20 protein-coding genes are annotated in these 25,123 nt (G+C 71.0%); 10 read left to right on the plus strand and 10 right to left on the minus strand.

What is annotated here, in order from left to right; genetic code table 11:
* Window positions 1–77 precede the first annotated feature (77 nt).
* Window positions 78–2,711 carry a lamin tail domain-containing protein gene (locus tag ACF1AJ_RS16950; protein WP_391508408.1) on the minus strand — a complete coding sequence of 878 codons (2,634 nt, stop codon included), beginning with the start codon at window positions 2,709–2,711 and terminating at the stop codon, window positions 78–80.
* 164 nt (window positions 2,712–2,875) lie between these two features.
* Between ACF1AJ_RS16950 and ACF1AJ_RS16955 the strand changes: the two genes are divergently transcribed.
* Entirely contained in the window at window positions 2,876–4,618 is a 1,743-nt protein-coding gene (locus tag ACF1AJ_RS16955) for an MFS transporter (RefSeq protein ID WP_391508409.1), read from the plus strand.
* Window positions 4,602–5,078 carry a MarR family winged helix-turn-helix transcriptional regulator gene (locus tag ACF1AJ_RS16960; RefSeq protein ID WP_391508410.1) on the plus strand — a complete coding sequence of 159 codons (477 nt, stop codon included), beginning with the start codon at window positions 4,602–4,604 and terminating at the stop codon, window positions 5,076–5,078. The genes ACF1AJ_RS16955 and ACF1AJ_RS16960 overlap by 17 nt, the downstream gene beginning before the upstream one ends.
* Before the next feature lie 85 nt (window positions 5,079–5,163).
* Here ACF1AJ_RS16960 and ACF1AJ_RS16965 read toward each other — a convergent pair whose 3' ends face one another.
* Together ACF1AJ_RS16965 and ACF1AJ_RS16970 are read right to left on the minus strand one after the other, a co-directional pair.
* Window positions 5,164–6,027: an EamA family transporter gene (locus ACF1AJ_RS16965; protein ID WP_391508411.1), complete on the minus strand. Its 864-nt coding sequence runs from the start codon at window positions 6,025–6,027 to the stop codon at window positions 5,164–5,166.
* On the minus strand, window positions 6,027–6,590 hold the full coding sequence (locus tag ACF1AJ_RS16970) for a dihydrofolate reductase family protein (RefSeq protein WP_391508412.1): 564 nt from the start codon (window positions 6,588–6,590) through the stop codon (window positions 6,027–6,029). Before ACF1AJ_RS16970 ends, ACF1AJ_RS16965 begins: the two co-directional genes overlap by 1 nt.
* Window positions 6,591–6,687: 97 nt before the next feature.
* Between ACF1AJ_RS16970 and recQ the strand changes: the two genes are divergently transcribed.
* The 3 genes from recQ to ACF1AJ_RS16985 all read left to right on the plus strand — a co-directional run bounded on the left by recQ (window position 6,688) and on the right by ACF1AJ_RS16985 (window position 11,643).
* Window positions 6,688–8,682: a DNA helicase RecQ gene (gene recQ / locus ACF1AJ_RS16975; protein ID WP_391508413.1), complete on the plus strand. Its 1,995-nt coding sequence runs from the start codon at window positions 6,688–6,690 to the stop codon at window positions 8,680–8,682.
* Between the two features lie 146 nt (window positions 8,683–8,828).
* Window positions 8,829–9,320, plus strand: a complete 492-nt coding sequence (locus ACF1AJ_RS16980) for a DapH/DapD/GlmU-related protein (RefSeq protein WP_391508414.1) — start codon at window positions 8,829–8,831, stop codon at window positions 9,318–9,320.
* 223 nt (window positions 9,321–9,543) lie between these two features.
* The gene (locus ACF1AJ_RS16985; RefSeq protein WP_391508415.1) at window positions 9,544–11,643 is read left to right on the plus strand and encodes an acyl-CoA dehydrogenase; all 2,100 of its coding nucleotides are present in this window, start codon (window positions 9,544–9,546) and stop codon (window positions 11,641–11,643) included.
* A 99-nt stretch (window positions 11,644–11,742) separates the two neighbouring features.
* Here ACF1AJ_RS16985 and ACF1AJ_RS16990 read toward each other — a convergent pair whose 3' ends face one another.
* Entirely contained in the window at window positions 11,743–12,732 is a 990-nt protein-coding gene (locus ACF1AJ_RS16990) for a malate dehydrogenase (RefSeq protein WP_391508416.1), read from the minus strand.
* A gap of 65 nt (window positions 12,733–12,797) precedes the next feature.
* On the opposite strand from ACF1AJ_RS16990, the gene ACF1AJ_RS16995 reads away from it, so the two are divergent.
* Together ACF1AJ_RS16995 and pip are read left to right on the plus strand one after the other, a co-directional pair.
* Window positions 12,798–13,685, plus strand: a complete 888-nt coding sequence (locus ACF1AJ_RS16995) for a neutral zinc metallopeptidase (protein ID WP_391508417.1) — start codon at window positions 12,798–12,800, stop codon at window positions 13,683–13,685.
* Window positions 13,686–13,702: 17 nt separating this feature from the next.
* Window positions 13,703–14,680 (plus strand): prolyl aminopeptidase, encoded by a 978-nt coding sequence (gene pip / locus ACF1AJ_RS17000; protein WP_391508418.1) that lies wholly within the window; start codon window positions 13,703–13,705, stop codon window positions 14,678–14,680.
* Here the strand turns inward: pip and ACF1AJ_RS17005 are convergent.
* Window positions 14,669–15,091 carry an adenylyltransferase/cytidyltransferase family protein gene (locus tag ACF1AJ_RS17005; RefSeq protein WP_018192205.1) on the minus strand — a complete coding sequence of 141 codons (423 nt, stop codon included), beginning with the start codon at window positions 15,089–15,091 and terminating at the stop codon, window positions 14,669–14,671. The two genes, pip and ACF1AJ_RS17005, sit on opposite strands and share 12 nt — an antisense overlap.
* Window positions 15,092–15,195: 104 nt before the next feature.
* On the minus strand, window positions 15,196–15,783 hold the full coding sequence (locus ACF1AJ_RS17010) for a hypothetical protein (RefSeq protein ID WP_391508419.1): 588 nt from the start codon (window positions 15,781–15,783) through the stop codon (window positions 15,196–15,198).
* Window positions 15,784–16,022: 239 nt separating this feature from the next.
* Here ACF1AJ_RS17010 and ACF1AJ_RS17015 point away from each other — a divergent pair, with 239 nt between their 5' ends.
* A complete protein-coding gene (locus ACF1AJ_RS17015; RefSeq protein ID WP_391508420.1) occupies window positions 16,023–18,674 on the plus strand; it encodes a right-handed parallel beta-helix repeat-containing protein in 2,652 nt (883 codons plus the stop codon).
* 28 nt (window positions 18,675–18,702) lie between these two features.
* Here the strand turns inward: ACF1AJ_RS17015 and ACF1AJ_RS17020 are convergent, their stop codons facing one another.
* Window positions 18,703–20,058, minus strand: coding sequence for a lipopolysaccharide biosynthesis protein (locus ACF1AJ_RS17020; RefSeq protein WP_018192202.1), 1,356 nt, complete (start codon window positions 20,056–20,058; stop codon window positions 18,703–18,705).
* A complete protein-coding gene (locus ACF1AJ_RS17025; protein WP_391508421.1) occupies window positions 20,055–21,161 on the minus strand; it encodes a glycosyltransferase family 4 protein in 1,107 nt (368 codons plus the stop codon). Before ACF1AJ_RS17025 ends, ACF1AJ_RS17020 begins: the two co-directional genes overlap by 4 nt.
* Before the next feature lie 166 nt (window positions 21,162–21,327).
* Between ACF1AJ_RS17025 and ACF1AJ_RS17030 the strand changes: the two genes are divergently transcribed.
* Complete coding sequence (locus ACF1AJ_RS17030; RefSeq protein ID WP_391508422.1) at window positions 21,328–22,377, plus strand: glycosyltransferase; 1,050 nt, start codon at window positions 21,328–21,330, stop codon at window positions 22,375–22,377.
* Here ACF1AJ_RS17030 and ACF1AJ_RS17035 read toward each other — a convergent pair.
* Together ACF1AJ_RS17035 and ACF1AJ_RS17040 are read right to left on the minus strand one after the other, a co-directional pair.
* Window positions 22,367–23,080 (minus strand): polysaccharide deacetylase family protein, encoded by a 714-nt coding sequence (locus ACF1AJ_RS17035; protein WP_391508423.1) that lies wholly within the window; start codon window positions 23,078–23,080, stop codon window positions 22,367–22,369. The genes ACF1AJ_RS17030 and ACF1AJ_RS17035 overlap by 11 nt on opposite strands.
* Window positions 23,077–24,027 carry a glycosyltransferase family 2 protein gene (locus tag ACF1AJ_RS17040; RefSeq protein WP_391508424.1) on the minus strand — a complete coding sequence of 317 codons (951 nt, stop codon included), beginning with the start codon at window positions 24,025–24,027 and terminating at the stop codon, window positions 23,077–23,079. The genes ACF1AJ_RS17035 and ACF1AJ_RS17040 overlap by 4 nt, the downstream gene beginning before the upstream one ends.
* 102 nt (window positions 24,028–24,129) lie before the next feature.
* Between ACF1AJ_RS17040 and ACF1AJ_RS17045 the strand changes: the two genes are divergently transcribed.
* The gene (locus tag ACF1AJ_RS17045) at window positions 24,130–25,047 is read left to right on the plus strand and encodes a glycosyltransferase (RefSeq protein ID WP_391508425.1); all 918 of its coding nucleotides are present in this window, start codon (window positions 24,130–24,132) and stop codon (window positions 25,045–25,047) included.
* Window positions 25,048–25,123 lie beyond the last annotated feature (76 nt).

A 25,123-nucleotide genomic window follows, 5' to 3' on the forward strand; every position in this document is an offset into this window, starting at 1 on the left:
CTTCTGCTTGGTCGGATTGCGTGTGTGCGAGGGGTCGCCGGGGGAGGGCGCGGCCGAGCCGGCCCTCCCCGGCGCACTCACTCCCGGGCCGTGTGCGTCCGAGCGCGTCGGCGCAGCACGATCAGCAGGCCGCCGCCGATCAGCAGCGCCAGGGCGATCAGCCCGGCCACCGGACTCACGTCGGACCCTGTCGAGGCGAGGGCCGCCGGATCGCCGGCCGACACCGCGGTTCCGGCGGCCGTCACGCTGAAGGCCGCCGTCGCGACGACCGTCCCGCCGATCGCTGCGGTCACGGTGTGCGCGCCCGCGGGGACCGCCGGCACCGTGAAGGCGAAGGTCAGCGTCCCGTCGGATGCAGCGGTCGCCGTGCCGACGGTGACCGGCGTGGAGTTGAACACGAACGTGACCTGGGCGCCCGGCGTGAAATGCGTTCCGGTGACGGAGACGCGGTCCCCGACCGCGCCAGAGCCTGCGGACAGCGCGATCGCCGCCGGGTCCGTCGCCGGTCCCGAGACGCCCTGGCCGCCCAGCTGCAGGTCGCACGCGATGCGTCCGCTGTAGAGGGCGTGACCCTCCGTCGGGCTGCCCGGGCCGGTGCCGTACACGCCGTCGTCCGACCACAGGGCCTCGCGCGTCCCTCCGCCGCAGGTGGACGCCGGGGCGAGGGCGAAGCCCTCCAGGTTGTCGTTCGGCAGACCGGCGGGGCGGCTGTAGACGACCTGCGGAACGATCGTTCCCGTCCCGTCGACCTTCAGAACGGTGGAGGAGACGCCGCAGGTGTTGTCGCAGAGCGCCCAGATGCGCTGGGTGGCGGCGTCGAACTGCACGTCCATCACGTGGCCCATCTTCGTGTCCACGACCGCGACCCGGTGGAAGGTGTGGTCGCTGTTGAGCGCGTAGGCGTACAGCTTTCCGTCGTTCTCCAGCGCGGCGAAGTAGAGGCCGGTGCCGTGCAGCGGATAGTCGGCGGGCTTGTACGTCGTGCCGGTGGACTGGTCGAGGAAGCCGTTAGCGGTGAGGTAGCTGTCCGGCACGAAGGTCACGCCCTCGAAACCCAGGTTGGCCTCCGTCTTGTTCCCGGCGTGAAGCTCCGGGAACTCCGCGGTCAGGTTCCACTGGTCGGTGGCGACCAGCGTCGTGGCCGACGAGGTCGGGTCGATGCGGAGGATGGAGTTGAGCGGGATGGTGTTGGCGGCGTTGTTGCGCTCGGTCGTGACGTAGAGCGCTCCGTCCGGTCCGACCGTGAGCCCCTCGGAGTCCGGCTGGTTCGTCGCGGTGTCGCTGCTGCCCGGGAAGAAGATCTGCTTGCCCGCGCCCCAGCCGTTGGCGGTGTCGGCCACCCAGAAGCCGTTCTCCTTCACCATGCGGAACACCCAGCTCTTGTTCTTGACGCTGTAGAGCACGTTCGCGTTGGTCGGGTCGAAGACCAGGCCGCTGACGTCACGGCCCTCCGGACCGGTCGTGGTCTCCCATGCGCAGAGCGAGTCGGCAACCGAGACGGTGGCGCTTCCCGGCCAGGCGACGGGAGTGCCCGCGCCGGCGGGGAGGGTGCCCGTGCCGGACGGCGCCTCGGGCTGACAGGTCAGCGTGTTGCCGCCGCCGTTGCCGCCGTCGGCGGGGTTGGTGAGCACGTTCTGGCACGCGGCGGCGTTGGAGGCGCCGAAGCTCTTGGTCGCCACCGAGGCGAAGGATCCCGTGCCATCAGGGCAGCGTGCGAACGCGCCCGCTCCGAACTCATTGCCCTCGTCGGTGCCGGCTTCGCCTGCCGTGTAGTCGACGGAGTCGACCAGGGTGCCGGCGGTGCCTCCGGTGCCGTCCGGCAGGTAGAGCTTGACGCCGTCCCCGCCGCTGCTCAGCCCCTTGGTGGAGGAGAAGTACGCGTAGCCGTGAGCGGGCACGACCGTCGTCGGGGTCCCGTCGGCGAGGCTGGCGGAGAAGGTCGTGGCGGCCGTCGCTGCCCCGCTGTCGATCTGCAGCCAGCCGGTGATGTCCACATCCACCGACCCGCTGTTGACGAGCTCGATCGCGTCCCCGACCGGGGTGGCGGTGTTGTCGGACGACACCTCGTTGATGTGGATGCCCTTCCACGCCGGCTGCGCCGGGGCGAACCGGCTCTTTCCCGGCGAGCCGAGGTCACCGCTGGCCGACGCCCATGAGCCCTCCGCGTCGCCGACGGCGGAAAGCTGCCACTGCGAGGCATCGTTGGCCCCGAGCGCCGCGGCCGTCGTGGGCACGCCCGACTTCCCCTGGGTGCGCGGGCCCTTGACGGTGCCCGTGCCCTGGTCGTTGTAGGTGAGCCGGTCGACGAGGTTCGCGACCGCATCCGGGCCGTCGAAGAGGTTGATCTCGTCGGCGCGGCCGAGGCCGGTCGTGTTCCCGGCGAGCACCTTCACGTCGGCGCCGAGCGACCATTCGGACCGGAAGGCGGCATCCGCCGACTCGGTGATGATGGCGGATTCGCCGGACGCCAGCGTCCCGAGCCCGTCCAGCGGGACCGTGCCGGGCGTCTGGCTGTCGTCATCGAAGGACCAGCCGGTCAGGCTGACCGGCGTCGTGCCGAGGTTGGTGAGCTCGATGAACTCGCCGCCGGTGGTGCCGGGGCTGTACATCCACTCGGTGATCCGCACATCGGGCGTCGACGCGGCCTGCGCGGCGGTGGGGAGGGCGAACGCCAGGGTGCCGGCGGTCGCGGTGGCGGCGAGGACCGCCACGGTTCGGGTTCTGAGAAGTCGCACAGGGACGGAAGCTACCGAAGCCGGCCGTATGGGCGGGAAAGGGGAGGTGAACGGATGGGGAAGCGGACGCCGGTTATATAGTTGACGCATATAAACAACCGAATCCTCACGTACTCCCGCGCACTCTGACAAGGACACCCGTGGCCCGCACCGGCATCTTCACCAAAGACCACCCGCACTACCGCTGGGTGGCACTCTCGAACACCACCCTCGGCATGCTCATGGCGACGATCAACTCGTCGATCGTCATCATCTCGCTGCCCGCCATCTTCACCGGCGTCAAGCTCAACCCGCTCGAGCCGGGCAACGTCTCCTACCTGCTCTGGATGCTGATGGGCTACATGCTCGTCACCGCCGTGCTCGTCGTCATGTTCGGTCGGATGGGCGACCAGTTCGGGCGCGTGCGCATCTACAACCTCGGGTTCGTCATCTTCACGCTCGCCGCGATCGCGCTCTGCCTCGACCCGTTCAGCGGCGGCCCTGGCGCGATGTGGCTGATCGTCTGGCGGTTCGTCCAGGGCGTCGGCGGCGCGATGCTGTTCGCCAACTCGACCGCGATCCTCACCGACGCCTTCCCGGCCAACAAGCGCGGCTTCGCCCTCGGCCTCAACCAGGTCGCGGCCATCGCCGGAAGCTTCATCGGTCTCATCCTCGGCGGGGTGCTCGCCGAGATCGACTGGCGTGCGGTGTTCTTCGTCTCGGTGCCGTTCGGCGTGATCGGCACCATCTGGTCCATCAAGTCGCTGCACGAGGTCGGCCAGAAGAACCCCGGCCGCATCGACTGGCTCGGCAACGCCACGTTCGGCATCGGGCTCATCGCCCTCCTCACCGGCATCACCTACGGCATCCAGCCCTACGGCGACTCCAGCCAGGGATGGGGCAACCCGTGGGTGCTCGGAGCGATCGTCGGCGGCATCGTGCTGCTCGCGCTGTTCGTCGTCGTCGAGCGGAAGGTGCCGGCGCCGATGTTCGACATGCGGCTGTTCCGCATCCGGGCGTTCTCTTCGGGTATCTTCGCCGGGTTCCTCGCCGCGATCGGGCGCGGCGGACTGCAGTTCATGCTGATCATCTGGCTGCAGGGCATCTGGCTGCCGCTGCACGGTTACAGCTACGAGTCGACGCCGCTCTGGGCCGGCATCTACATGCTGCCCATCACGATCGGCTTCCTCGTCGCCGGTCCCATCTCGGGCGCCCTCTCCGACAGGTTCGGGTCGCGGGCGTTCGCGACGGTCGGCCTGCTGCTGGTGGCGGCGACCTTCGTCGGGCTGCTGCTCATCCCGGTGAATTTTGAGTACTGGCAGTTCGCGGTGCTGACCGGTCTCAACGGCATCGGATCCGGCCTGTTCTCGTCGCCCAACCGCACGGCGATCATGAACAGCGTTCCGGCGAACGAACGCGGCGCCGCATCCGGGATGGCCGGTGTCGCGCTCAACGCCGGAAGCTCGCTGTCGATCGGCATCTTCTTCTCGCTGATGATCGCAGGGCTGTCGGTCGCGCTGCCGTCGGCCCTCACCAACGGGTTGACCTCGCACGGGGTCCCCGCGCACATCGCCGCGCAGGTCGGCAACACCCCGCCCGTCGGCAGCCTGTTCGCCGCCTTCCTCGGCTATAACCCCATCCAGAGCCTGCTCGGGCCGACGGGAGTTCTCACCGCACCGCACGTCGACGGGGCCACCCTGACGGGCAAGGAGTTCTTCCCGCAGCTGATCTCCGGGCCCTTCCACGACGGCCTGGTGGTCGTCTTCATCGCCGCCGCCGTCATGAGCGTCATCGGCGCCGTCGCCTCCTTCCTGGGCGGGGCCAAGTATGTTCATGAGGAGGCCGTCGCACCCGAGCGGCTGGCCACCGAGGAAGGCGAGGAAGTCGGTGCCCACCGCGCATGAAGCTGACGAGCGGCCGGCGGCCGGCCGCGACGACGATGTCCCCGGCCGCCTGGCCCTGGCTGTCGGGCGGCTGAACCGCCGCATCCGGTCGTCCACCGGAGGGCTCAGCCACGGGCAGCTCTCCGCCCTGTCGACCATCGTCCGCAACGGACCGCTGCGCCCGAGCGAGCTCGCCGCCATCGAGGTGGCGGCGGCACCGACGATCACGCGCATCGTCGCCGAGCTCGAAGCCCGCGGTCTGGTGGAGCGCACCCCGGACCCGCAGGACCGCCGGTCGCTGTTCGTGTCCGGCACGGATGCGGGAACGGCGCTGCTGCTCGAGGCGCGGTCGGACCGCGCCCGGGCTGTCGCCGGCATCCTCGCCGAGCTCAGTCCGGAGCAGGTGGATGCCGTCCGCGCCGCTCTCCCCGCGCTGGAGCAGGCCGCGCAGGTCACTCCGCCCCCTCCGGCCGTGTCCTGACCCGCTGAGGTGCACGTAGTTGCGCGCGACACGCCGGTTGCGGCCGCAACGACGTGCACTTCGGGGGCCTGGTCGAGGGCGCGGGTCAGGTGAGGGAGAGGAGCGCGGCGGCGGCCACGGCCAACACGAGGCCGACCCACTGGACGGGCGCGACCCGCTCGCGCAGCACGACGGCGGCCAGCAGGATAGTGCCCGCCGGATAGAGCGCGACGAGCACCGACATCGTGGTCAGGTCGCCGAGCCGCAGGCCGAGCAGGATGAGGACGTTGGCCGACGCGTCGAGCGCACCTCCCGCCGCGGCGATGCCGGTTCCGCGCGGTTCGAGGTGGGGCGGATGCCCGTCCACCCGATGCCGTCGGCGGAGCAGGAGGACGCCGACGAGCGTCCACATCACGGCCCCGTTCACCGCGCGGTTGGCGATCAGCGGCACGACCCCGGAATCCCCGGGCGTCTGGTCGAGCAGGATGAGGAACACGCCGATCATCGCACCGGCCCCGACCGCCATCAGCAGGGCGCGGGCGGTCGGCCGCACGGCGCCCTTCTCCGGGACGAAGCCGACGAGGACCACGGCGACCAGCGCCATTCCGATCGCCACATAGCCGACGACGCCGAACCGGTCGCCGCCGAGGAGGCCCCACGCCATCGGCACAACCGCGGACACCAGGGCGGTCAGCGGCGACAGGATGCTCATCGGCCCGATCGCGAGGCATGCGTACAGCAGCCCGACGGCGACCGAGCCGACCAGCCCGGAGAGGGCGCCCCAGCCGAGGGCGGCTGCCGACCAGTGGCCGCCGGTGAACGGCAGCGCGAGAAGGAGCAGGAGCAGGCCGCTGACGGCGCCGACGGCGGTCGTGCGGACCGGGCCGACGCGTCGGGCGGCCACGCCGCCGAGGAAGTCGGCGGAACCGTAGACGACGGCGCTCAGCAGCCCGAGGACTGCGGCCGGCATCAGCTCCCGGCCAGCCGGTACGTGTGGAGGACGGCCCCGGACTCGAAGCGACGCAGCTCGGTGAGCTCGAACGTCCACTTCTCGCGGTCGTCGGGGAAGATCCGGATGCCGCCGCCCACCATGACCGGATAGACGAGCAGTCGCAGCTCGTCGACGAGCCCCCAGACGAGCAGCGAGCGGACGAGGGATGCGCTGCCGGCCACCAGAAGCGGGCCGCCGTCGCCATCCTTCAGCGACTGGACGGACGCCCGGACGGGCACGTCGAGGGCGGTCGCGTTCCAGCCCAGCTCGGCCGGGCGCGAGGTGGCGACGGCCTTGGGCATGCTGTTCATCTTGTCGGCGAACTCGCCGTCACGCGGGGGCCACGCCTCAGCGAACTGCTCGTAGGTGCGGCGGCCGAGCAGCAGGGATTCGGCCTCCAGCACCTCCTGCAGCTTGAACGCGCGCAGGTCGTCGGAGCTGAACGGGATCGTCCATCCCGAATGCCGATGGGTGGGCTCGCCACCGGGAGCCTCGACTACTCCGTCGAGCGTCATGAACTCGGTCACGATGAGCCGCCGCATGTCCGCGATGGTACCGGAGGCCGGCCTGTGGATGCGGAGTTCTCCACAGATCTGCTCAGCCCGGCCGATCGTCGGCGGCCCCGGATACGATCGAGGGATGAGCTTCACCGACGGCTGGATCCCCGACGACAGGGATGCCCCTCCCCTCGACGAGGAGCCGCCGATGCCCGAGTTCGGCGACCCGTACGCGGGTGCGCCGTGGCCGGGCGAGGAGCCCGCTGGGAGCGGCGGTGCCCCGGGCGTCGCGGTGCGCGCGGCGCCGGTCGTCCGCTCGACGCCGCCGCGGTTCGCGTCCGCCGCCGAGGCCTTACGCACGGTGTTCGGGTACGAGGAGTTCCGCGGGCAGCAGCAGGCGATCATCGAGCGCGTGGCGGCCGGCGGCGACGCCGTCGTCCTGATGCCGACCGGTGGCGGCAAGAGCCTCTGCTACCAGATCCCGTCGCTGCTGCGCGAGGGCACCGGCGTGGTCGTCTCCCCCCTCATTGCTCTGATGCAGGACCAGGTGGATGCGCTCACCGCGGTCGGTGTGCGGGCGGCCTTCCTCAACTCGACGCAGGATGGAGCGGCGCGGTCCGCCGTCGAGCGTGCGTACCTGTCGGGCGAGCTCGACGTGCTCTACGTCGCGCCGGAGCGGCTGTCGTCGGAGTCGACCAAGCGGTTCCTCGAGCGCGGCAGCATCGCGCTGTTCGCCATCGACGAGGCGCACTGCGTGTCCCAGTGGGGGCACGACTTCCGGCCGGACTACCTGGCGCTCTCCGAACTCGCCGACCGCTGGCCGGACGTGCCCCGAATCGCGCTCACGGCGACTGCGACCGAGGCGACGCACAAAGAGCTCACGTCCCGCCTCAAGCTCGAGGGCGCCGAGCACTTCGTCTCCGATTTCGACCGGCCCAACATCCAGTACCGCATCGTGCCGAAGGTCGAGCCGCGCAAGCAGCTGCTCGACTTCATCACCAGCGAGCACCCCGGCGACGCGGGCATCGTCTACGCCCTCTCGCGGGCGTCCGTCGAGAAGACGGCAGAGTTCCTCTCGTCGCACGGGCTCACGGCGCTGCCGTATCACGCCGGGCTCGAGGCCTCCCGTCGCGCGCAGACGCAGTCGCGGTTCCTGCGCGAGGAGGGCGTGATCGTCGTCGCCACCATCGCCTTCGGCATGGGCATCGACAAGCCGGATGTGCGGTTCGTCGCCCACATCGACCTGCCCAAGTCGGTCGAGGGCTATTACCAGGAGACCGGTCGTGCCGGGCGTGACGGCCTCCCCTCGACGGCGTGGCTCGCCTACGGACTGCAAGACGTCGTGCAGCAGCGCCGCATGATCGACGACTCCCCGGGCGACCTCGCGCACCGGCGGAGGATGACGCAGCACCTGGATGCGATGCTCGCGCTCTGCGAGACCGTCCAGTGCCGCCGCATCGACCTGCTCGGCTACTTCGGGCAGCCGTCCGGCCCGTGCGGCAACTGCGACACCTGCCTGACGCCGCCGGAGAGCTGGGACGGCACCGTGCCGGCGCAGAAGCTGCTCTCGACGGTCGTGCGCCTGCAGCGCGAGCGCAACCAGCGTTTCGGTGCCGGGCACCTGATCGACATCCTCCGCGGCAAGCGGACGCGGCGCGTGGAGCAGTATGGGCACGATCGGCTGTCGACGTGGGCGATCGGCGACGACCTGTCCGAGAGCCAGTGGCGCGGTGTCATCCGGCAGCTGATCGCCAAGGAGCTGTTGAAGCCCGAGGGCGAGTACGGAGTGCTCACCATCACGCCGGCGAGCGCGGAGGTGCTTGCCGGCACGCGTCCGGTGGTGATGCGCCGCGAGCCGGACCGTCCCGAGCGCGCGCCGCGCGCCTCCCGCAGCACGGCGTCCGCCGACCTCGCCGCCGCCGACCAGCCGCTGTTCGAGGCGCTTCGCAGCTGGCGAGCCGGCCAGGCCCGTGAGCAGGGCGTCCCCGCGTACATCGTCTTCGGAGACGCCACCCTGCGCGCTGTCGCCTCCGCGCGCCCGGCCTCCCTCGCCGAGCTCGACGGGATCACCGGCATCGGTGCGAAGAAGCGCGAGGCGTACGGCGAGGCCCTCCTCGCGGTCGTCGCGTCCGCCTGACCGCGTCGCCGCAGAGACCCCTTTGCGCCCGGCGAAAGGCGGGGTATCGTCCGTCGTTCCGGGCGGTCATCAGGGAATCTTTTCCTGCCCGCCCGCGTTATGACATTGAACGATTACTGCGGCGATCTCGGAGGAGGAAGTAGTAGATGGCACGAATGATCGAAGAGCTCGAGGACGAGACCGGCGCCGTCATCAAGTACAAGCGTCACGTGAACGGTCGAGGCCTGGTCTCGCCGTCCGCGCGGGTGGCCGAGTCGGCCTACATCGAGCCGACCGCCTACGTGGAGGCCGACGCGCGCGTCGGCATGGAGGCGTACGTCGGAGCCGGCAGCTGGATCGACAAGGGCGCCACGGTGGGCGACCGCACCTTCGTGGGCGCCAACGTCCACATCGGTGCGGGCTGCATCGTCGGCAGCGGCGTGAAGATCGGCAGCGGAGCGAAGCTCGGCGAGAACGCGATGGTCGGCAACGGCGCGCGCATCGAGCGCGACACCCAGGTGGCCGCCGGTTCCGTCATCGAGCTGAAGGGTGCGGCCGCCGCACGCGCGGCGCTCACCACGCCGCTCCGGTCGCCGCGACCGCAGCAGCGCGACCTGCGCGCCGCGCGCACGCCGCGCACCCCGCGTCGCGCGGCCTGACCGCGAGCTCTCCACGAACGCCGCCCCGGTTGCCCGGGGCGGCGTTCTCGCGTTCCAGACTCCTTGTGCAGGCTGTCACGCCGCAGGCAATCGGTTTTGGAGGTTTCCACAATCGGGCGGAGGGGCGTCCGACGCGCGATTTGTAGGCGGCGCACCGACGTTTTCCGGTTGCGCGCGGCCGGTCGTAGCGTGGCGGAATCCACGATTTTCGTTAGGAGAGGTCATGGTCGACACTGCCGAACGCGTCCCCAGCGCGACCCCCGCATCCGCCCCCGCCACCGCTCAGGCACCCGCTCCGGCCACTGCGCCCGGTGTCACGCCGCGCGTCGACGTCGAAGCCCTCGGCCGTCAGTTGCTCGGCCAGTGGGCGGAGGCGCGACTGGCGTCGCGCGCGCTCTCGTCGCGCCCGGAGATGCAGAAGGTGGAGGGGCTCTCGGTCGCGGACCACCGCAAGCGCGTGTTCGAGCAGCTCAAGCTGCTGGTCGAGAACGGGCAGGTGCATCGCGCATTCCCGAAGTCGGTCGGGGGCCAGGAGGACAACGGCGGGAACATCGCGGCCTTCGAAGAGCTGGTGGCCGCCGATCCCAGCGTGCAGATCAAGTCCGGAGTGCAGTGGGGCCTCTTCGGCTCCGCGGTCATGCACCTCGGCACCGAGCACCACCACAAGAAGTACCTGCCGGCGATCATGTCGCTGGATGTGCCGGGTGCCTTCGCGATGACGGAGACGGGGCACGGGTCGGATGTGGCGAGCGTCGGCACGACCGCGACCTACGACCCGGAGACGCAGGAGTTCGTCATCGACACCCCGTTCCGCGGTGCGTGGAAGGACTACCTCGGCAACGCGGCGGTCGATGCCACCGCGGCGGTCGTGTTCGCGCAACTGATCACGAAGAACGTCAACCACGGCGTGCACGCCTTCTACGTCCCGATCCGGGATGCGAACGGCGACTTCCTCCCGGGGATCGGCGGAGAGGACGACGGACAGAAGGGCGGCCTGAACGGCATCGACAACGGCCGCCTGCACTTCAGCGGCGTCCGCATCCCGCGGACCGACCTGCTGAACCGCTACGGCGACGTCGCGGAGGACGGCACCTACAGCTCGCCCATCGAGAGCCCGGGACGTCGCTTCTTCACCATGCTCGGGACCCTGGTACAGGGTCGGGTATCGCTCGACGGCTCGGCGGTCATCGCCTCCAAGATCGGTCTGAAGATCGCGATCACCTACGCGGATCAGCGCCGCCAGTTCACGGCGGGCAGCCCGACCGACGAGGAGGTCATCCTCGACTACCAGCGGCACCAGCGCCGCCTGCTCCCTCGCCTCGCGACCACGTACGCGGCGAGCTTCGCCCACGAGGTCTTCCTGCGCAAGTTCGACGACGTCTTCAGCGGCGCGCATGACACCGACACCGATCGGCAGGACCTCGAGACGATCGCCGCGGCGCTCAAGCCGCTCAGCACGTGGCACGCGCTCGACACGCTGCAGGAGGCGCGCGAGGCCTGCGGCGGCGCCGGCTTCCTCACCGAGAACCGGCTCACCTCGCTGCGTCAGGACCTGGACATCTGGGTCACCTTCGAGGGCGACAACAATGTCCTGCTGCAGCTCGTCGCGAAGCGCCTTCTGACCGACTACAGCCGCAAGTTCGCCAAGGCGGACGCGGGAGCGCTGGCCCGGTACGTGGTCACCCAGGCGGCCGGCAAGGCGTATCACGGCACGGGGCTGCGCTCCGTGGCCCAGACGGTGCGCGACTTCGGGTCGACCGCGCGGTCGGTGAACTGGCTGCAGGAGCCGGCCACGCAGCGCGAACTGCTGACCGGTCGCGTGGAGACCATGATCGCGCAGATCGCCGGGCGGCTGCGCCCCGCATCCAAGCTGGGCAAGAAGGCCGCGGCCGAGCTGTTCAACTCGCAGCAGAACGAACTCATCGAGGCGGCTCGCGCCCACGGCGAGCTGCTGCAGTGGGAGGCGTTCACGGATGCGCTGGAGCAGGCTCCCGACGCGGGCACCAAGCAGGTGCTCACCTGGCTGCGCGACCTGTTCGGCTTCGGCCTGATCGAGAAGCACCTCGCCTGGTACCTGATGAACGGACGCCTCTCGCCCCAGCGGGCGCAGGCGGTCTCGGCGTACATCGACCGGCTGCTCACGCGCATCCGCCCGCACGCCGTCGACCTGGTGGATGCGTTCGGCTACGGCCCGGAGCTGGTGCGCGCGAAGATCGCGTCGGGCGCCGAGGCGGAGCGTCAGGCGGAGGCCCGCGCCTACTACGCCGAGCGCCGCGCCGCCGGCACCCTCCCCACCCCCGAGAAGTCCCAAAAGAAGCGCTGACCCAGCCCCCGTCCCCACGCCGACAGCTCCTGAGTTTTTCCGCGGATTCCGCCCGGATCGCTGGAAAAACTCAGGAGCTGTTGGCGTGGGAGGCAGGGGTCAGAGGAGGCCGAGGGCGCGGACAGCGTCGCGCTCCGCGACGAGCTCGGCGACGGAGGCGTCGATCCGCTCGCGCGAGAAGGCATCGATCGCGAGGTCGGGCACGATCTGCCACGCTCCCTCGACCGACCGGACCGGGAACGACGACACCAGACCCTCGGGCACGCCGTAGGAGCCGTCGGAGACGATGGCGGCGCTGGTCCAGCGGTCTCCGGTGCCGTTGACCCAATCGTGGATGTGGTCGATCGCCGCGCTCGCCGCCGACGCCGCCGACGACGATCCGCGCACGTCGATGATCTCGGCGCCCCGCTTGGCGACCCGCGGAATGTACTCGTCGGTGAGCCAGCGCTCGTCGACGAGCTCGGTGGCGGGCCGGCCGTCGACGGTCGCGTGCGTGACGTCGGGGTACTGGCTGGCCGAGTGGTTGCCCCACACGATGACTCCGTCGATCGAGCGGACGGGCACGTGCAGGTGCCGCGCGAGCTGCGCGACGGCACGGTTGTGGTCGAGGCGGGTCATCGCAGTGAAGCGCTCCGCCGGCACGTCGGGGGCGTGCGCGCTGGCGATGAGCGCGTTGGTGTTGGCCGGGTTGCCCACGACGAGCACGCGAACGTCGTCAGCCGCCCCGGCGTTGATCGCCTCGCCCTGCGGGCCGAAGATCGCGCCGTTCGCTTCGAGGAGGTCGCTGCGCTCCATCCCCGGCCCCCGCGGGCGCGCGCCGACGAGCAGCGCGACGTTCACGCCGTCGAAGGCCGCGCGCGCGTCGTCGGTCACGTCGATGCCGTGCAGCAGTGGGTAGGCGCCGTCCTCCAGTTCGAGTGCGGTGCCCTCCGCGGCCCGCAGGCCTGCCGGGATCTCGAGCAGCCGCAGGTGCACGGGCGTCTCCCGCCCGAGGAGCTGCCCGGAGGCGATGCGGAACAGCAGGGCGTAGCCGATCTGTCCGCCCGCCCCGGTCACGGTCACGTTCACTGGGGGTGTGGATGCGCTCACGCTGCCGAGCCTAGACCGCAGCCGACGCGCCCGGGAGTCGCGGGTCGCGGCGTACCGTGTGCGCCATGACGTTCGATCCGAATGCCGACATCAGTGGTGGTCGGGTGCGCCGGCGCGGGCGCACCGCCGGGATCGCGGCGGGGGGTGTCGGCCTCGGGGCGGTGGTCATCCTGCTGGTCTCGCAGCTGTTCGGCGTCGACCTGACCGGGCTCGTCGGCGGGGATGCGGGCGGCAGCACCCAGCAGATCGGCACGGGCGACCAGGCGGTCGACTGCTCGACGGGCGCCGAGGCGAACGCCAGCGTCGACTGCCGCATGAAGGGCGCTGCGGCGTCGCTCGAGGCGTACTGGTCGAGCGAGCTGCCGGAGCTCGGCGCGACGTACTCGTCGCCCGAGTTCATCCTCTTCGACGGCCAGACGGGCACGGGATGCGGTTCCGCGACCAGCGCTGTCGGGCCGTTCTACTGCCCGCCCGACCGCACCCTGTACGTCGACACCGGCTTCTTCGACGAGCTGCGCTCGCGATTCGGCGCGAGCGGCGGGCCGCTGGCCGAGATGTACGTGGTGGCGCACGAGTGGGGGCACCACATCCAGAACATCGGCGGCATCATGGAGCAGCACAGCAGCCGGGAGACCGGTCCGGCGTCGGACAGCGTGCGCACCGAGCTGCAGGCGGACTGCTTCGCGGGAAGCTGGGCGGGCGCCGCATCCACCACCGACGACCCGAGCGGCCGGCCCTTCCTTGAGCCGATCACGGACGAGCAGATCGCCGACGCCCTGAGCGCGGCGGCGGCGGTGGGCGACGACCGCATCCAGCAGGCCTCGACCGGACGCGTCGACCCGGAGGGCTGGACGCACGGGTCGGCGGAGCAGCGGCAGCGCTGGTTCACCACCGGGTTCCGGCAGGGTGCGGCGGCGTGCGACACGTTCTCCGTCCCGGCGTCGCGGCTCTGAGCCGCTAGCCTCAACCCATGCGGAGCCTGTACCCCGAGATCGAGCCGTACGACAGCGGGATGCTGGACGTCGGCGACGGCCAGCAGCTGTACTGGGAGGTGAGCGGCAACCCGGAGGGGAAACCGGTCGTCTTCCTGCACGGCGGCCCGGGCGGCGGGACGACCCCGGCGCACCGCCGGCTGTTCGATCCTGAGCGCTACCGCATCGTGCTGTTCGATCAGCGAATGTGCGGCCGCAGCCTCCCGCACGCCAGCGAGCCGGACGCCGACCTCAGCGTCAACACGACCTGGCACCTGGTGGACGACATCGAACGCCTGCGCGAGCACCTCGGCGTCGACCGCTGGCAGGTCTTCGGCGGCTCGTGGGGCAGCACCCTGGCGCTGGCGTACGCGGAGACGCATCCCGAGCGCGTCGCCGAGCTCGTGCTGCGCGGTATCTTCACCCTGCGCGCGCAGGAGCTCGACTGGTTCTACGAGGGCGGTGCGTCAGCGCTCTTCCCCGACCTCTGGGAGGGGTTCCTGGAGCCGGTGCCGGCGGGGGAGCGGTCGCATCTGATGCGTGCGTACAACCGTCTGCTGTTCGATACCGACCCGGCCGTGCACGTTCCCGCCGCCGTCGCCTGGTCGCGCTGGGAGTCGTCCACGATCACCCTGCTGCCGCGCCCGGAGCTGGTGGAGGCGTTCACCGAGCCGACCCATGCCGTCGCCTTCGCGCGCATCGAGAACCACTTCTTCGTCAACGGGGGCTGGTTCGAGGAGGGCCAGTTGATCCGGGACGCGGAGAAGCTCGCCGGCATCCCGACCGTGATCGTGCAGGGCCGGTACGACGTGTGCACGCCGCCGATGACCGCGTGGGATCTGCATCGCGCGCTCCCGGAAGCGGACCTGCGGATGATCCCGGATGCCGGGCACGCGTTCGACGAGCCGGGCATCCTGGATGCGCTGATCGAGGCGACCGACCGCTTCGCGAGCGCGGACGAGGACTCAGCCGGCTAGAACCGCGAGCGCCTTCCGCAGCTGGGTGGACGACGTGGTCATCGTGTACGGGAAGTACACGACCTCGACGCCGACCGCGGCGAACTCGCGCTCGAGCCGCATCCCCTTCTCGGTGCCGCGCCAGTCGTCGCCCTTGAAGAACACGTCGAACCGCAGTTCGCGCCAGGTGTCGAGCTTGTCGGGGACGGTCTCGGCGACCGCCTCGTCGACGTAGTCGATGCTCTGGACGATCTCCAGCCGCTCCGCGAGGGGGATGACGGGGGTGATGCCCTTGGTGAGCTCGAGCATCTCGTCGGAGACGACGCCGGCGATCAGGTAGTCGCACTGGCTCTTGGCGTGTTTCAGGATGTTCAGGTGTCCGATGTGGAACAGATCGAACGCCCCTGCGGCGTAGCCGACGCGTCGGGTCACGGGCTTCCCCCCTTGGTTTGAGATTTCCTCACCTATTCTGTCGGAATAGTGAGGATTTGTCACCAAGAGATCTCGAGGTGCGCTGGATGTGCCCTGTGCGGGTGTCAGCCCGCCTGTGCGGCCTCCAGGAGCGCGGGCGCGATGCGTTGTACCAGCGGGTCGATCTGTCCCAGCGCAGCCTGATACGCGGCGTCGCCGCGACCGTACGGATCGAGGATGTCGCCCTCGTCGTATCCCCGGCGGGTGGGCGAGCCGAGCGAGCGGATGCGGAGGGCCGGACGGTGCGCGGCCGCCCATGCGACGAGCTCGCGGAGGTCAGAGCCCTCGGGCGCCCCGACGATCGCGTCGGCGAACTCCGTCAGGGTGAAGGCGCGGCGCACGATCCGCGGCTCGTGCTCGGTCACCCAGGCGAGATGCTGCTGCGTCGCGGTGAGCACCAGGTCGGATCCGGCGAGCAGCTGCCGATCCGCCTGCCGGGCCACGAACTCGGAGACGTCTATCCCGCGGTCCTCCAGCAGCCGGTCCATGGGTGGGTTCACCGGCCAGCCGCGCTCGGCGTGCGTCCCGGCGGAGTCAACGTGGAAGCGCGGATCGGACTCGAGCGCCTGAGCCAGCAGGAACTCCATCGCGGGGGAGCGGCAGATGTTCCCCGTGCAGACGGTGAGGATGCGGAAGGTGTCGGAGCCGGGCATACAGCCATTCTTCCGGAAAGGACCTGGATGGATCCGGCGGCACCGAAGCGCCCGGCTGGGCCACCCGAAAGGGGGGGTATATCGCCATAGCGTGTCGACAGGGACGCGCGATAGATTTAACGGTTTTGGTTCGCGGACTCGCAGGAGCTCGTGCTAGCTTCTTCTCAGCTCCGCGCAGAAGGCCTGGTCTCACCTCTGTGTTTTTCTGTTCGCGAACTATCAGTATTGGAAGACAGTCCATGGTCCGCAAGGCCAGACACCGCCTCACCAACACCCAAAAGTCCCCCGCTCCCCGCATCTTCACCCGCAACATCGTCGTCACCTCCGTGGCGACGGTCGCCACCGCCGGTATCGCCGTCTTCGGCCTGCCGGCGATCACGGCGTCGGCTGCACCCTCCAACTACGTCGTCGGCAGCCAGCTGGTCTCCGACGACTTCTCCCGCGTCACAGCGGGTGGATGGGGCAGCGCGCCGGTCGGCGGCGTCTACCGGACCACCGGCACGACGCCCTTCTCGGCGACCGGCGACGCCGGCAGCATGACACTGCCGCGTCCCGGCTCGTCGCTCACGGCGACCCTGCCACAGGTCACCGCCGGTGACGTCACGACGTCGGCGACGATCGACGTCCCGCGCATCCCCTCCGGGGGTAACGGCATCTTCGCCGGTGTGCAGACCCGCGTCGCCGCCGGCTCGTACTATCAGGCCAACATCCGGGTGAACGCCGCAGGCGCGCTCACCCTCACGATCCTCCGCATCAACGGCTCCACGGCCGACCAGACGACGGTCGGCAAGGAGATCCGGGTCGCGACCGGCCTCAAGGCCGGGGCATCGGTGCACCTCGAGTTCCAGGCTACCGGGTCGAACCCCGTCCATCTGCAGGCTCGCGCCTGGCCTGAGGGCCAGGCGAAGCCGGACTGGCAGTCCGTCGCCGACGACTCCAGCGCGAAGCGGCTGACCTCCGCGGGCAGCCTCGCCGCCTGGTCGTACGTCTCCGGCTCGACGGCCGCTCAGCCTGTCGCGTTCGACACGCTCGCGGCGTCGACGCTGAAGCCGGTGGAGGAGACCCCGACGCCGACTCCGACGCCGACCACCACTCCGACGCAGACGCCGACCCCGACGCAGACGCCGACCCCCCAGCCGAGCGAGCCGACCGCACCGGTCGACCCCGCGCCGCCGGTCACCCCGCCGACGCCGCCGCAGCCCGCTCCGACCGGCGACCCGTCGATCGACACGTCCGGCACCCGCTTCCCGACGGGCGCGGCCGCCATCGGCAGCACCGCGTACGCGGTTCCCGCCGGCGCCCTGCTCGTGGCCCCGAACGGCTCCGACACCGGAGCGGGGACGGCATCCAGCCCATTCCGCACCGTGCAGCACGCCATCGACGTCGCCGGCAACGGCGCGACGATCGTCCTGCGCGCCGGCAGCTACCACGAGTCGCTGACCGTGCCCGCGACGAAGAAGCTGACCATCCAGTCGTACCCGAAGGAGGCCGCCTACCTCGACGGCAGCTCCGTCGTGAAGGGCTGGACGCAAAGCGGAAGCACCTGGGTCGCCGGAGGCTGGAACCACGTCTTCGACTCCAGCCCCACCTACACCCGTGGCGCCGGTGACGGCTCCACGCCGGGCTGGCAGTGGCTGAACCCGTCGTACCCGATGGCAGCGCACCCCGATCAGGTCTGGGTCGGCAACGCCGCCCAGCAGCAGGTCGCGAGCCGGTCGCAGGTCCGCCCGGGCACCTTCTACTACGACACCGCGGGTAAGACGCTCGTGCTCGGAACCAACCCGGGCAGCCAGGAGGTGCGCGCGAGCGACCTGCAGAAGGCCATCAGCGTCCAGTCCGCCGGCTTCGTGCTGAAGGGCGTCGGGGTGCGCCGCTACGCGCCCTCCGTCCCCGACATGGGTGCGGTCACCGCGTGGAAGGGCGGAGCGCTCTTCGAGAACGTCTCCTTCACCGACAACGCCACGACCGGTGTCTCGCTGGGCGGCGACGGCAACACGCTGCGCTCCGTCACGGCGGCCCGCAACGGCCTGCTCGGCGTCCACGCGAACTCGTCCGATCACCTCACCCTCGACGGCGTGCTGGCGGCGGACAACAACTCCGAGCACTTCAACACCTCGCCGGTCTCCGGAGGCGTGAAGATCACGCGGTCGCGGGTCATCGAGGTCCGCGACAGTGCGTTCCTCCGCAATCAGGCAGCCGGACTCTGGTTCGACGAGTCGGTCTACGGCATGACGATCGCGCACAACGACGCCATCGGCAACGCGGGCAACGGCATCTCGCTCGAGATCTCGTCGACCGCGACCCTGGTGGACAACGTCGCGTCGCGGAACACCTCGGCCGGCATCAAGCTGAACAACATCAGCTCAGCCAAGGTGTGGAACAACACGCTCAGCGACAATGCGCGCAACCTCGACATCACGCAGGACTCGCGTCGGGGCAACAATGCGTCGGACGCCGGTCACGACCCGCGCCAGGCGTTCCCGGACCCGACCATGACCTGGATCACCGGGCCGGTCACCATCCGGAACAACGTCATCTCCGGCGGGACGGGTAACTGCCTGCTGTGTGTCGAGGACTACTCGCACCAGCTGTCCGCCGAGCGGATGCAGATCAGCAGCGACTACAACCTGTACCGCCGGGCCTCGGCTTCGTCCCCGTCGTGGGCCGTGATCTGGTCCCGCGGCGCCGGTGACCCGGCCGTGTACTCCAGCTACTCGGCGTTCACGTCGGCGACCGGGCAGGAAGTGCACAGCACCGTGGCGGAGAACGCGCCGTCGCTCGCGCCCTCGCAGCTGATCGCGTCGGTGGTCGGCACGGCCACGGCCCTCCCCGGCGACCTCGCGTCGCTGATCGGGAAGCCGGCCGGCACCGTCCACGTCGGCGCCTGGTAACAGCGGGGCGCCCGCAGCGCGGGTTCCTCTAGAGCACGTCCTCTCGGCCGTCGTCGGGCACTTCCGCCCGACGGCGGCCGAGGTCGTGTGTGACGTACCAGAGGTTGGGCAGCACCTGGCAGACCAGGACGCTGATCGCGGAGCCGATGATCGGGCCGCCCGCACCGATGACGCCGATCAGCCACCAGGAGAGCACGAGGTTGAGCGGCACACTGGCGAGGATCGGCCACACCTGGAAGGTGAGGCCGCGCTTGTCCGTCATGTACATCCCCGCCGGATACTTCGCGGCCTGCAGCGCGACGAACACGACGAACCCCCCGACCAGCCACGGGTCGAGGGTGAACCTGTCGCCCGCGATGAAGTGGGTGAGCAGCGGCGAGAGCGCGGCGAGCAGCAGCCCCAGGCCGAGGCCGCCGGCGAGGAACCACATGGTCGGCTTCATCGGCGACTCGATGCGCGACTCCGATCGGGCCCGCGCGTAGATCGGCCAGAGTGCGACGCCCGCCGCGGCGATGGTCTGCACGACCAGGCCGAACAGCTGGGAGGCGAGGTTGTACTGCGCGAGCTCGGTACCGGTGGTCAGGTGGCTGAGCAGGAGGCGGTCGGTCTGCATGGCGATCGGGAGGGCGACCATCTGCACGAGCATCGGCCAGGCGACGCCCATGGCGGGAACGCCCGGATAGCGCCGGGGGAACGGCACCTCCCGGAGGGCTTTGCCGATCTGAGGACGGATGAGCCGCGCGGCGACCAGGAGGCAGATCAGCGACGCGAGGCCGTTGGCGATGTACGAGAGAACTGCGAGGAAGCTGCCCGCCGGAGCCGACAGGGCCACCAGGGTCGCGAGCCCGAGGAACATCGCCGGGGCGACGACCGCCTGGCTGGCGGTCTGGGTGCTGGTGCGGCCGAGCCCCACGAGCACGCGCGAGCCCACCGTGAGCGGCAGCACCAGCGCGAAGGTGCCGAGGCACAGGAACGCGGCGAGGCTTCCGCCGTCCGGCAGCAGCGCACCGCCGAGGATGGCCGGCCACCAGCCGAGCAGCGAAATCACGAGGCCCACGCCGACGATCGCGGCGGCGGAGCACAGCAGGATGCGGAAGGCCGTCACGATCGTGCTGCGGACCAGACGGTCGGACGCCGGTTTGTCGGAGCCGGCCACGGCGTTGATGACGACGGCCGCGATCCCGAGGTCCGCGAACGGCAGCAGGGCGGGCAGCGCCGCGAGCAGGCCGTACTGGGCGTAGGCGTCGGTGCCGAAGTTCTGGATGATGAGCCGGCTGTTGACGATGCCGATGAGTCCGGAGATGCCCATCACGACGACCTTGATCACCGCCGTCGATCCGACGGCGCGCACCATCCCGGTCCGCTGCGGCTTCAGGGTGGTCATGCCGGCACCTGCTCCTCGAACAGGGCGCGACCGGCGGCGATGCGGCCGTCGACGGCGGGGAGGGCGGAGCGGATGTCGGCGGCCGTGCGGTGGCGGGCGAGCGCCGCATCCACCCCGTCGGCGATGCGCGCCGCGTCGGCGTCCCCCGGCAGGACGATGTGGCCGGCGTCGATCAGGAACTCGGCGATGCCGGTCTCGGACGTGGTGACGACCTCGCAACCGTGGGCGAGGGCTTCCACCAGGGGAAGGCCGATCTGCTCGCGCCAGTCGCCGACCCGCCGTGACGGCAGCGCGAGGACGTGCGCGCGGAGCAGTTCGGTGTGGATGACGTCCCTGGGCGGATCGACGAGGAGCCGGATCGACGGGTCGGCGTCGGCCGCGGCCTGCGCCTCGTCGAGCATCCCGCCCGACCCGATCAGCGTCAGCGTCGCGTGCGGGCGCCGGGAGCGGATGGCCGGCCAGGCGGCGAGCACGTCGCCGAATCCCTTGCGCGGAGAGAAGGCGCCGAGGAAGACGACGCCGTCGGGATCGCGCTGGACGGTCCGCTCGGCGTCGCAGCGGCACGGGCTCGGGAGCGCTTCGACCGTCAGCTGGCGCCGCGGGCGGCGGACGAAGGTCTCGCCGTAGAGGTCGCGGGCGCCGGGCGTCCCGTAGACGACGGTGTCGAGACGGTGCCAGACGTAGGCGCTCAGGATCCGCTCGACGGCGCGGCGCAGGCGGCTGCGGAAGCGCGGCGGGCGGGCGGCGAAGGGGTCGAGGTTCTCGATCGCGTACGTGGCGACTTCGGCGCGCGGCGCGCCGAACAGGCGCTTGAGTCCCAGCGCGGCGAGCACGGCGGCGGTCCGGGGGAGCGAGTCGAGGTAGAGCGGCTCGTCGACCTCGACCCGCGTGATCCTGCTGCGGAGGGCCATCCGTGCTGCCGCGAGGTTGCCGGCCTGCGCGAGCTCGATACCGGACGCGAGCTCAGGATCGAAGTCGTAGCGCTTCACGCGGTACACGATGGCTGCGGGGTCGAGCTCGTGGGCGCGCTCGAGGTGCACGCTGCGCACCTGGTCGTACAGGCGGACGTGCTGATGGTGAAGTGTTGGCGCTTCGCTGGCCACGGGCAGCTCCGGGGTCTGGTCGGGGCCCTCGAGTCGGGTGTCGGGCCTCTGCTGAGCGAGTCTAGACAGGCGGAGGCCAAATAACGAGATATTCTCAAAAATGCACCCAGTCTTGGGGGTCGGCGCTGGCTCTGACCGCGGAACGGCCCCTAGGGTGGATCGCACCATGACCGAGCCCGAGCGAATCGTCGTCCAGCAGTCCTTCCCGGATCCGAGGCCCACTACCAACCCGTACATCGTGATGCTGCGTGACGCGCTCACGTCGACGCCAGGGCTCGAGGTGCGCACGTTCTCGTGGCGGCGCGCGCTGCTCGGCCGCTACGACGTGTTCCACGCGCACTGGCCCGAGATCCTGGTTTCGGGGCAGAGCCGGATGAAGGCGCTCGTCCGCCAGGGGCTCACGGTCGTGCTCATCCTCAAGCTCCGGGTCACGCGGACGCCGATCGTGCGCACCGTCCACAACCTGCACCTGCCGGACGGCATCTCGCGGCGCGAGCGCGCCATCCTGCGCTGGTTCGACCGGCGGACCACGCTGCGCATCCGGCTCAACCCCACCACACCGTTCCCGGACGGCACGGCCTACGAGACGATCCTGCACGGCGACTACCGGGAGTGGTTCGGCCGCTATCCGCGTCCGGCGCGCGAACGCGGGCGGCTGGGCTACTTCGGGCTCATCCGCCGCTACAAGGGGGTCGAGCAGCTCCTGGAGGTCTTCGCCCGGATTGCAGGAGACGACCTGCGGCTGACCGTCGCGGGCAAGCCGTCCACCGAGGAGCTCGCTGAGACGATCCGCGCCCTCGCCGACCGCGACGAGCGCGTCCGGGTGCAGCTGAGCTTCCTGCAGGACTCGGAACTGGCCGACCTGGTCGGGCGCAGCGAGCTGATCGTGCTGCCGTACCGCGACATGCACAACTCGGGAGGGGTGCTCACCGCACTGTCGCTCGACCGGCCGGTGCTCGTGCCCGACAACGAGACGACGGCCGCGCTCGCCGACGAGGTCGGTCCCGCGTGGGTGAGCCGGTACGCCGAGCTCACTCCCGAGGTGATCCGTGCGGCCGCCGAGCACGCCCGCGGCGTCGAGGGCCGGCCCGACCTGAGCGCGCGTTCGTGGGCGGACGCGGGGCCGCAGCACGCGACCGCGTACCGGCGGGCGATCGACCTCGTGCGCGGCGGGCGCCGCCGCGGTCGCAGCGGGGAGCAGACCGTCAGCTCCTGAACCGGGCCTCCCGGACCAGGCGCCCGTTCGCGGCCGCGGCGCCGAGCGAGGTGAGACGCAGCCCGCGCGCCGCGTAACCGGCCACGACCTCGGGGAGGAGCGTGGCGTGGTCGACCGCGGGGGCGGGCCCGTCGTCGACGCCATCGACCGCGTCCGCGTGCCCGTCGTGCCCGAGGATGATGGCGCCGCGTTCCGCAGACAGCGCGAGACGGAGGCGCTCGTCGTGTGGGGCGTCGCGCCAGTCCGCCAGCGTCGGTCCCCACAGCACCGGCTCCATGCCCGCGGCCTTCACGGCACGCCAGGAGCGCAGGCTCTGCGCGCCGTAGGGCGGCCGGAACCAGTGGATGGGGCGCCCGGCGAGGTCCTCCAGCTCGGCGCGCGCGTCGCGCATCCGGCCGGCCAGTGCATCGGGCGGCAGGGTGGTGAGGCGGCGGTGGTCCGGGCCGTGCAGGGCGAGCTCGTGACCGCCGCCGAGGATGTCGTCGAGCAGGCCCGGGTCACGGCGGGTGCGGCTCAGCAGCACGAAGAAGGTCGCCGTGGCTCCCGCGTCGGCGAGGGCGGACAGCACCGTGGAGGTGCGGAACGACGGGCCGTCGTCGAACGTCGCGACGACCACCGGCTCGTCGGTGCGGACGCGCATGACGGACCCCACCGGAGCGCCGGCGCGGCGGACGAGGGCGATCGCCCGGTCGCGGACGCTCACTGCGGAGTGCCCTGCGTGGTCCGCGCGTACTCCTGGTAGACGCCGCCGAACGCCGCCCACACCATCCCGGCCCCCCGGTATGCGGCGCGGGAGCCGCGTGCCTGATGGCCGGGGGAGCGGAGGAGCAGGCCGAGCGCAGTCCTGGCCACGCCGAGGACCACACGCGCGGCGCCACCGACGGCGGCGCGGACCCGGGCGACGGCGCGGCCGGCCGGACCGCCGGCCAGGCGCACGCTGACCACGGCGGTCGAGTTGCCGTGACTCCACGCCCGTCGGAGCACCCACCGGCGGCTGATCCGCGCGGACGGCACCAGGTCGGTGATCACCGACTCGTTGCACCACACCATCCGGTAGCCGGCGTGAGCGAGCTGGCGGCTGAACAGGGTGTCCTCCCCGCCGCTCAGACCGAGGTCGAGCGCGAACCGCACGCCGCTCTCGCGCACCTGATCGAGGTCGAGCAGGAGGTTGCCGGCCGCGGCGACGTGGAGCGGCGTGCCCGTCGGCAGGGAGCGCCGCACGAAGAACCGGCCCTCCTCGATCCACCGCCCCGGCGGTCGCTCGAACTCCGCGACGACCCGGCCGGAGACGAGGGCCGGCTCGGAGATGCGCCACACCCGGACGAGCTCGCGCAGCCAGCCGGCGTGGGGGTGCTCGTCGTCGTCGATGAAGGCGAGCAGTCGCGACCCTGCGCTCTCGTCCAGGGCGCGGTTGCGCGCGGCAGCGATACCGGGCTGCGGCTCGACGACGTACCGCACGCCGGCCTCCTCGGCCGCCGCGCGTCCGCTCGCACCGGGGTCGTTGTCGACCACCAGGACGTCCGTGGTCGTGGTGCCGGCCGCATCCAGATCGTCGGCCTGCGCCTTCAGCAGGGGCAGCAGGACCCGCAGTTCCTCGGGCCGATGGAACGTCGGGACGGCGATCGTCACGGGCAGGCGCTGGTCGGTCATCGAGTTCTGGTCCTCGCATCGGGTGGCGGAGTCACCATGCTCACACAGGTATAGGCTTCACGCCAGCGCCCGGACGGGGGCGGCCGGCAGGAGGGGAGCAGGATGGCGTTCGAGGGGTTGGCCGTGATCGTCGTCGGCTACGGCTCCTCCGGATTGCTCGCCGGCAACCTCGCTCCGCTGACCCGGCGGCTGGAGGGTGCGCGCACGTTCGTCGTCGACAACCGCACCTCCGACGCGGAACGCGAGGCCATGCGCCGGCTCTCCGCGGCCGAGGGGTGGGACCTGCTCGAGCCCGCGGAGAACCTGGGCTTCGGGCTCGGAATGAACGCAGCGGCGGAGCGTGCCATCGCCGCCGGCGCCACCCGCCTGCTGCTCCTGAACCCGGATGCGACGATCGAACCGGCGGATGTGTCGGCCCTGCTCGCCGCGGCCGGCGACGACCCGCTCGTCCTGCTCGCGCCGCGCGTGCTCCGGCCCGACGGGTCGGTGTGGTTCGACGGGTCCGACCTGCACCTCGGGGACGGGCGCATCACGGCGACCCGCAACCGCGAGCGGCTCGGCGTCCGCGATGCCGAGCAGTGGCTGAGTGGCGCGTGCCTCGTGGTGACCGCCGAGCTGTGGACGCGGATCGGCGGGTTCGGTGACGGCTACTTCCTGTACTGGGAGGACGTCGAGCTGTCGTACCGTGCGCGACGAGCGGGAGGCCGCGTGGAGGTCGTGGAGGCCGCGACGGCGGTGCACGCCGAGGGCGGCACGCAGGGCGACGGTCACGCGACGAGCGGCGAGGCCAAGTCCACCACGTACTACTACTTCAACATCCGGAACCGGCTGGTCTTCGCGGCGCGCAACCTCGACGCGGCGTCGGTGAAGCGGTGGCGGCGGGCCAGCATCCCGATCGCGTACGAGGTGCTGCTGCAGGGCGGACGCCGCCAGTTCCTGCGGTCGCCGGCCCCGATCGCTGCGGCCTTCCGGGGCATGCGCGACGGCCTGCGGGCCTCCCGGGCTACACGCTCCGAGTGAAAGTCCCCCGAACAGGGGAGCAACAGTTGAGGATTTCTCGTCATAGACTGTGAGGGCAACAGAGACCCGACCCTGG

This window comes from Leifsonia sp. NPDC014704, assembly GCF_043083605.1.
In the GTDB taxonomy this organism is placed as follows: Bacteria; Actinomycetota; Actinomycetes; order Actinomycetales; family Microbacteriaceae; genus Leifsonia.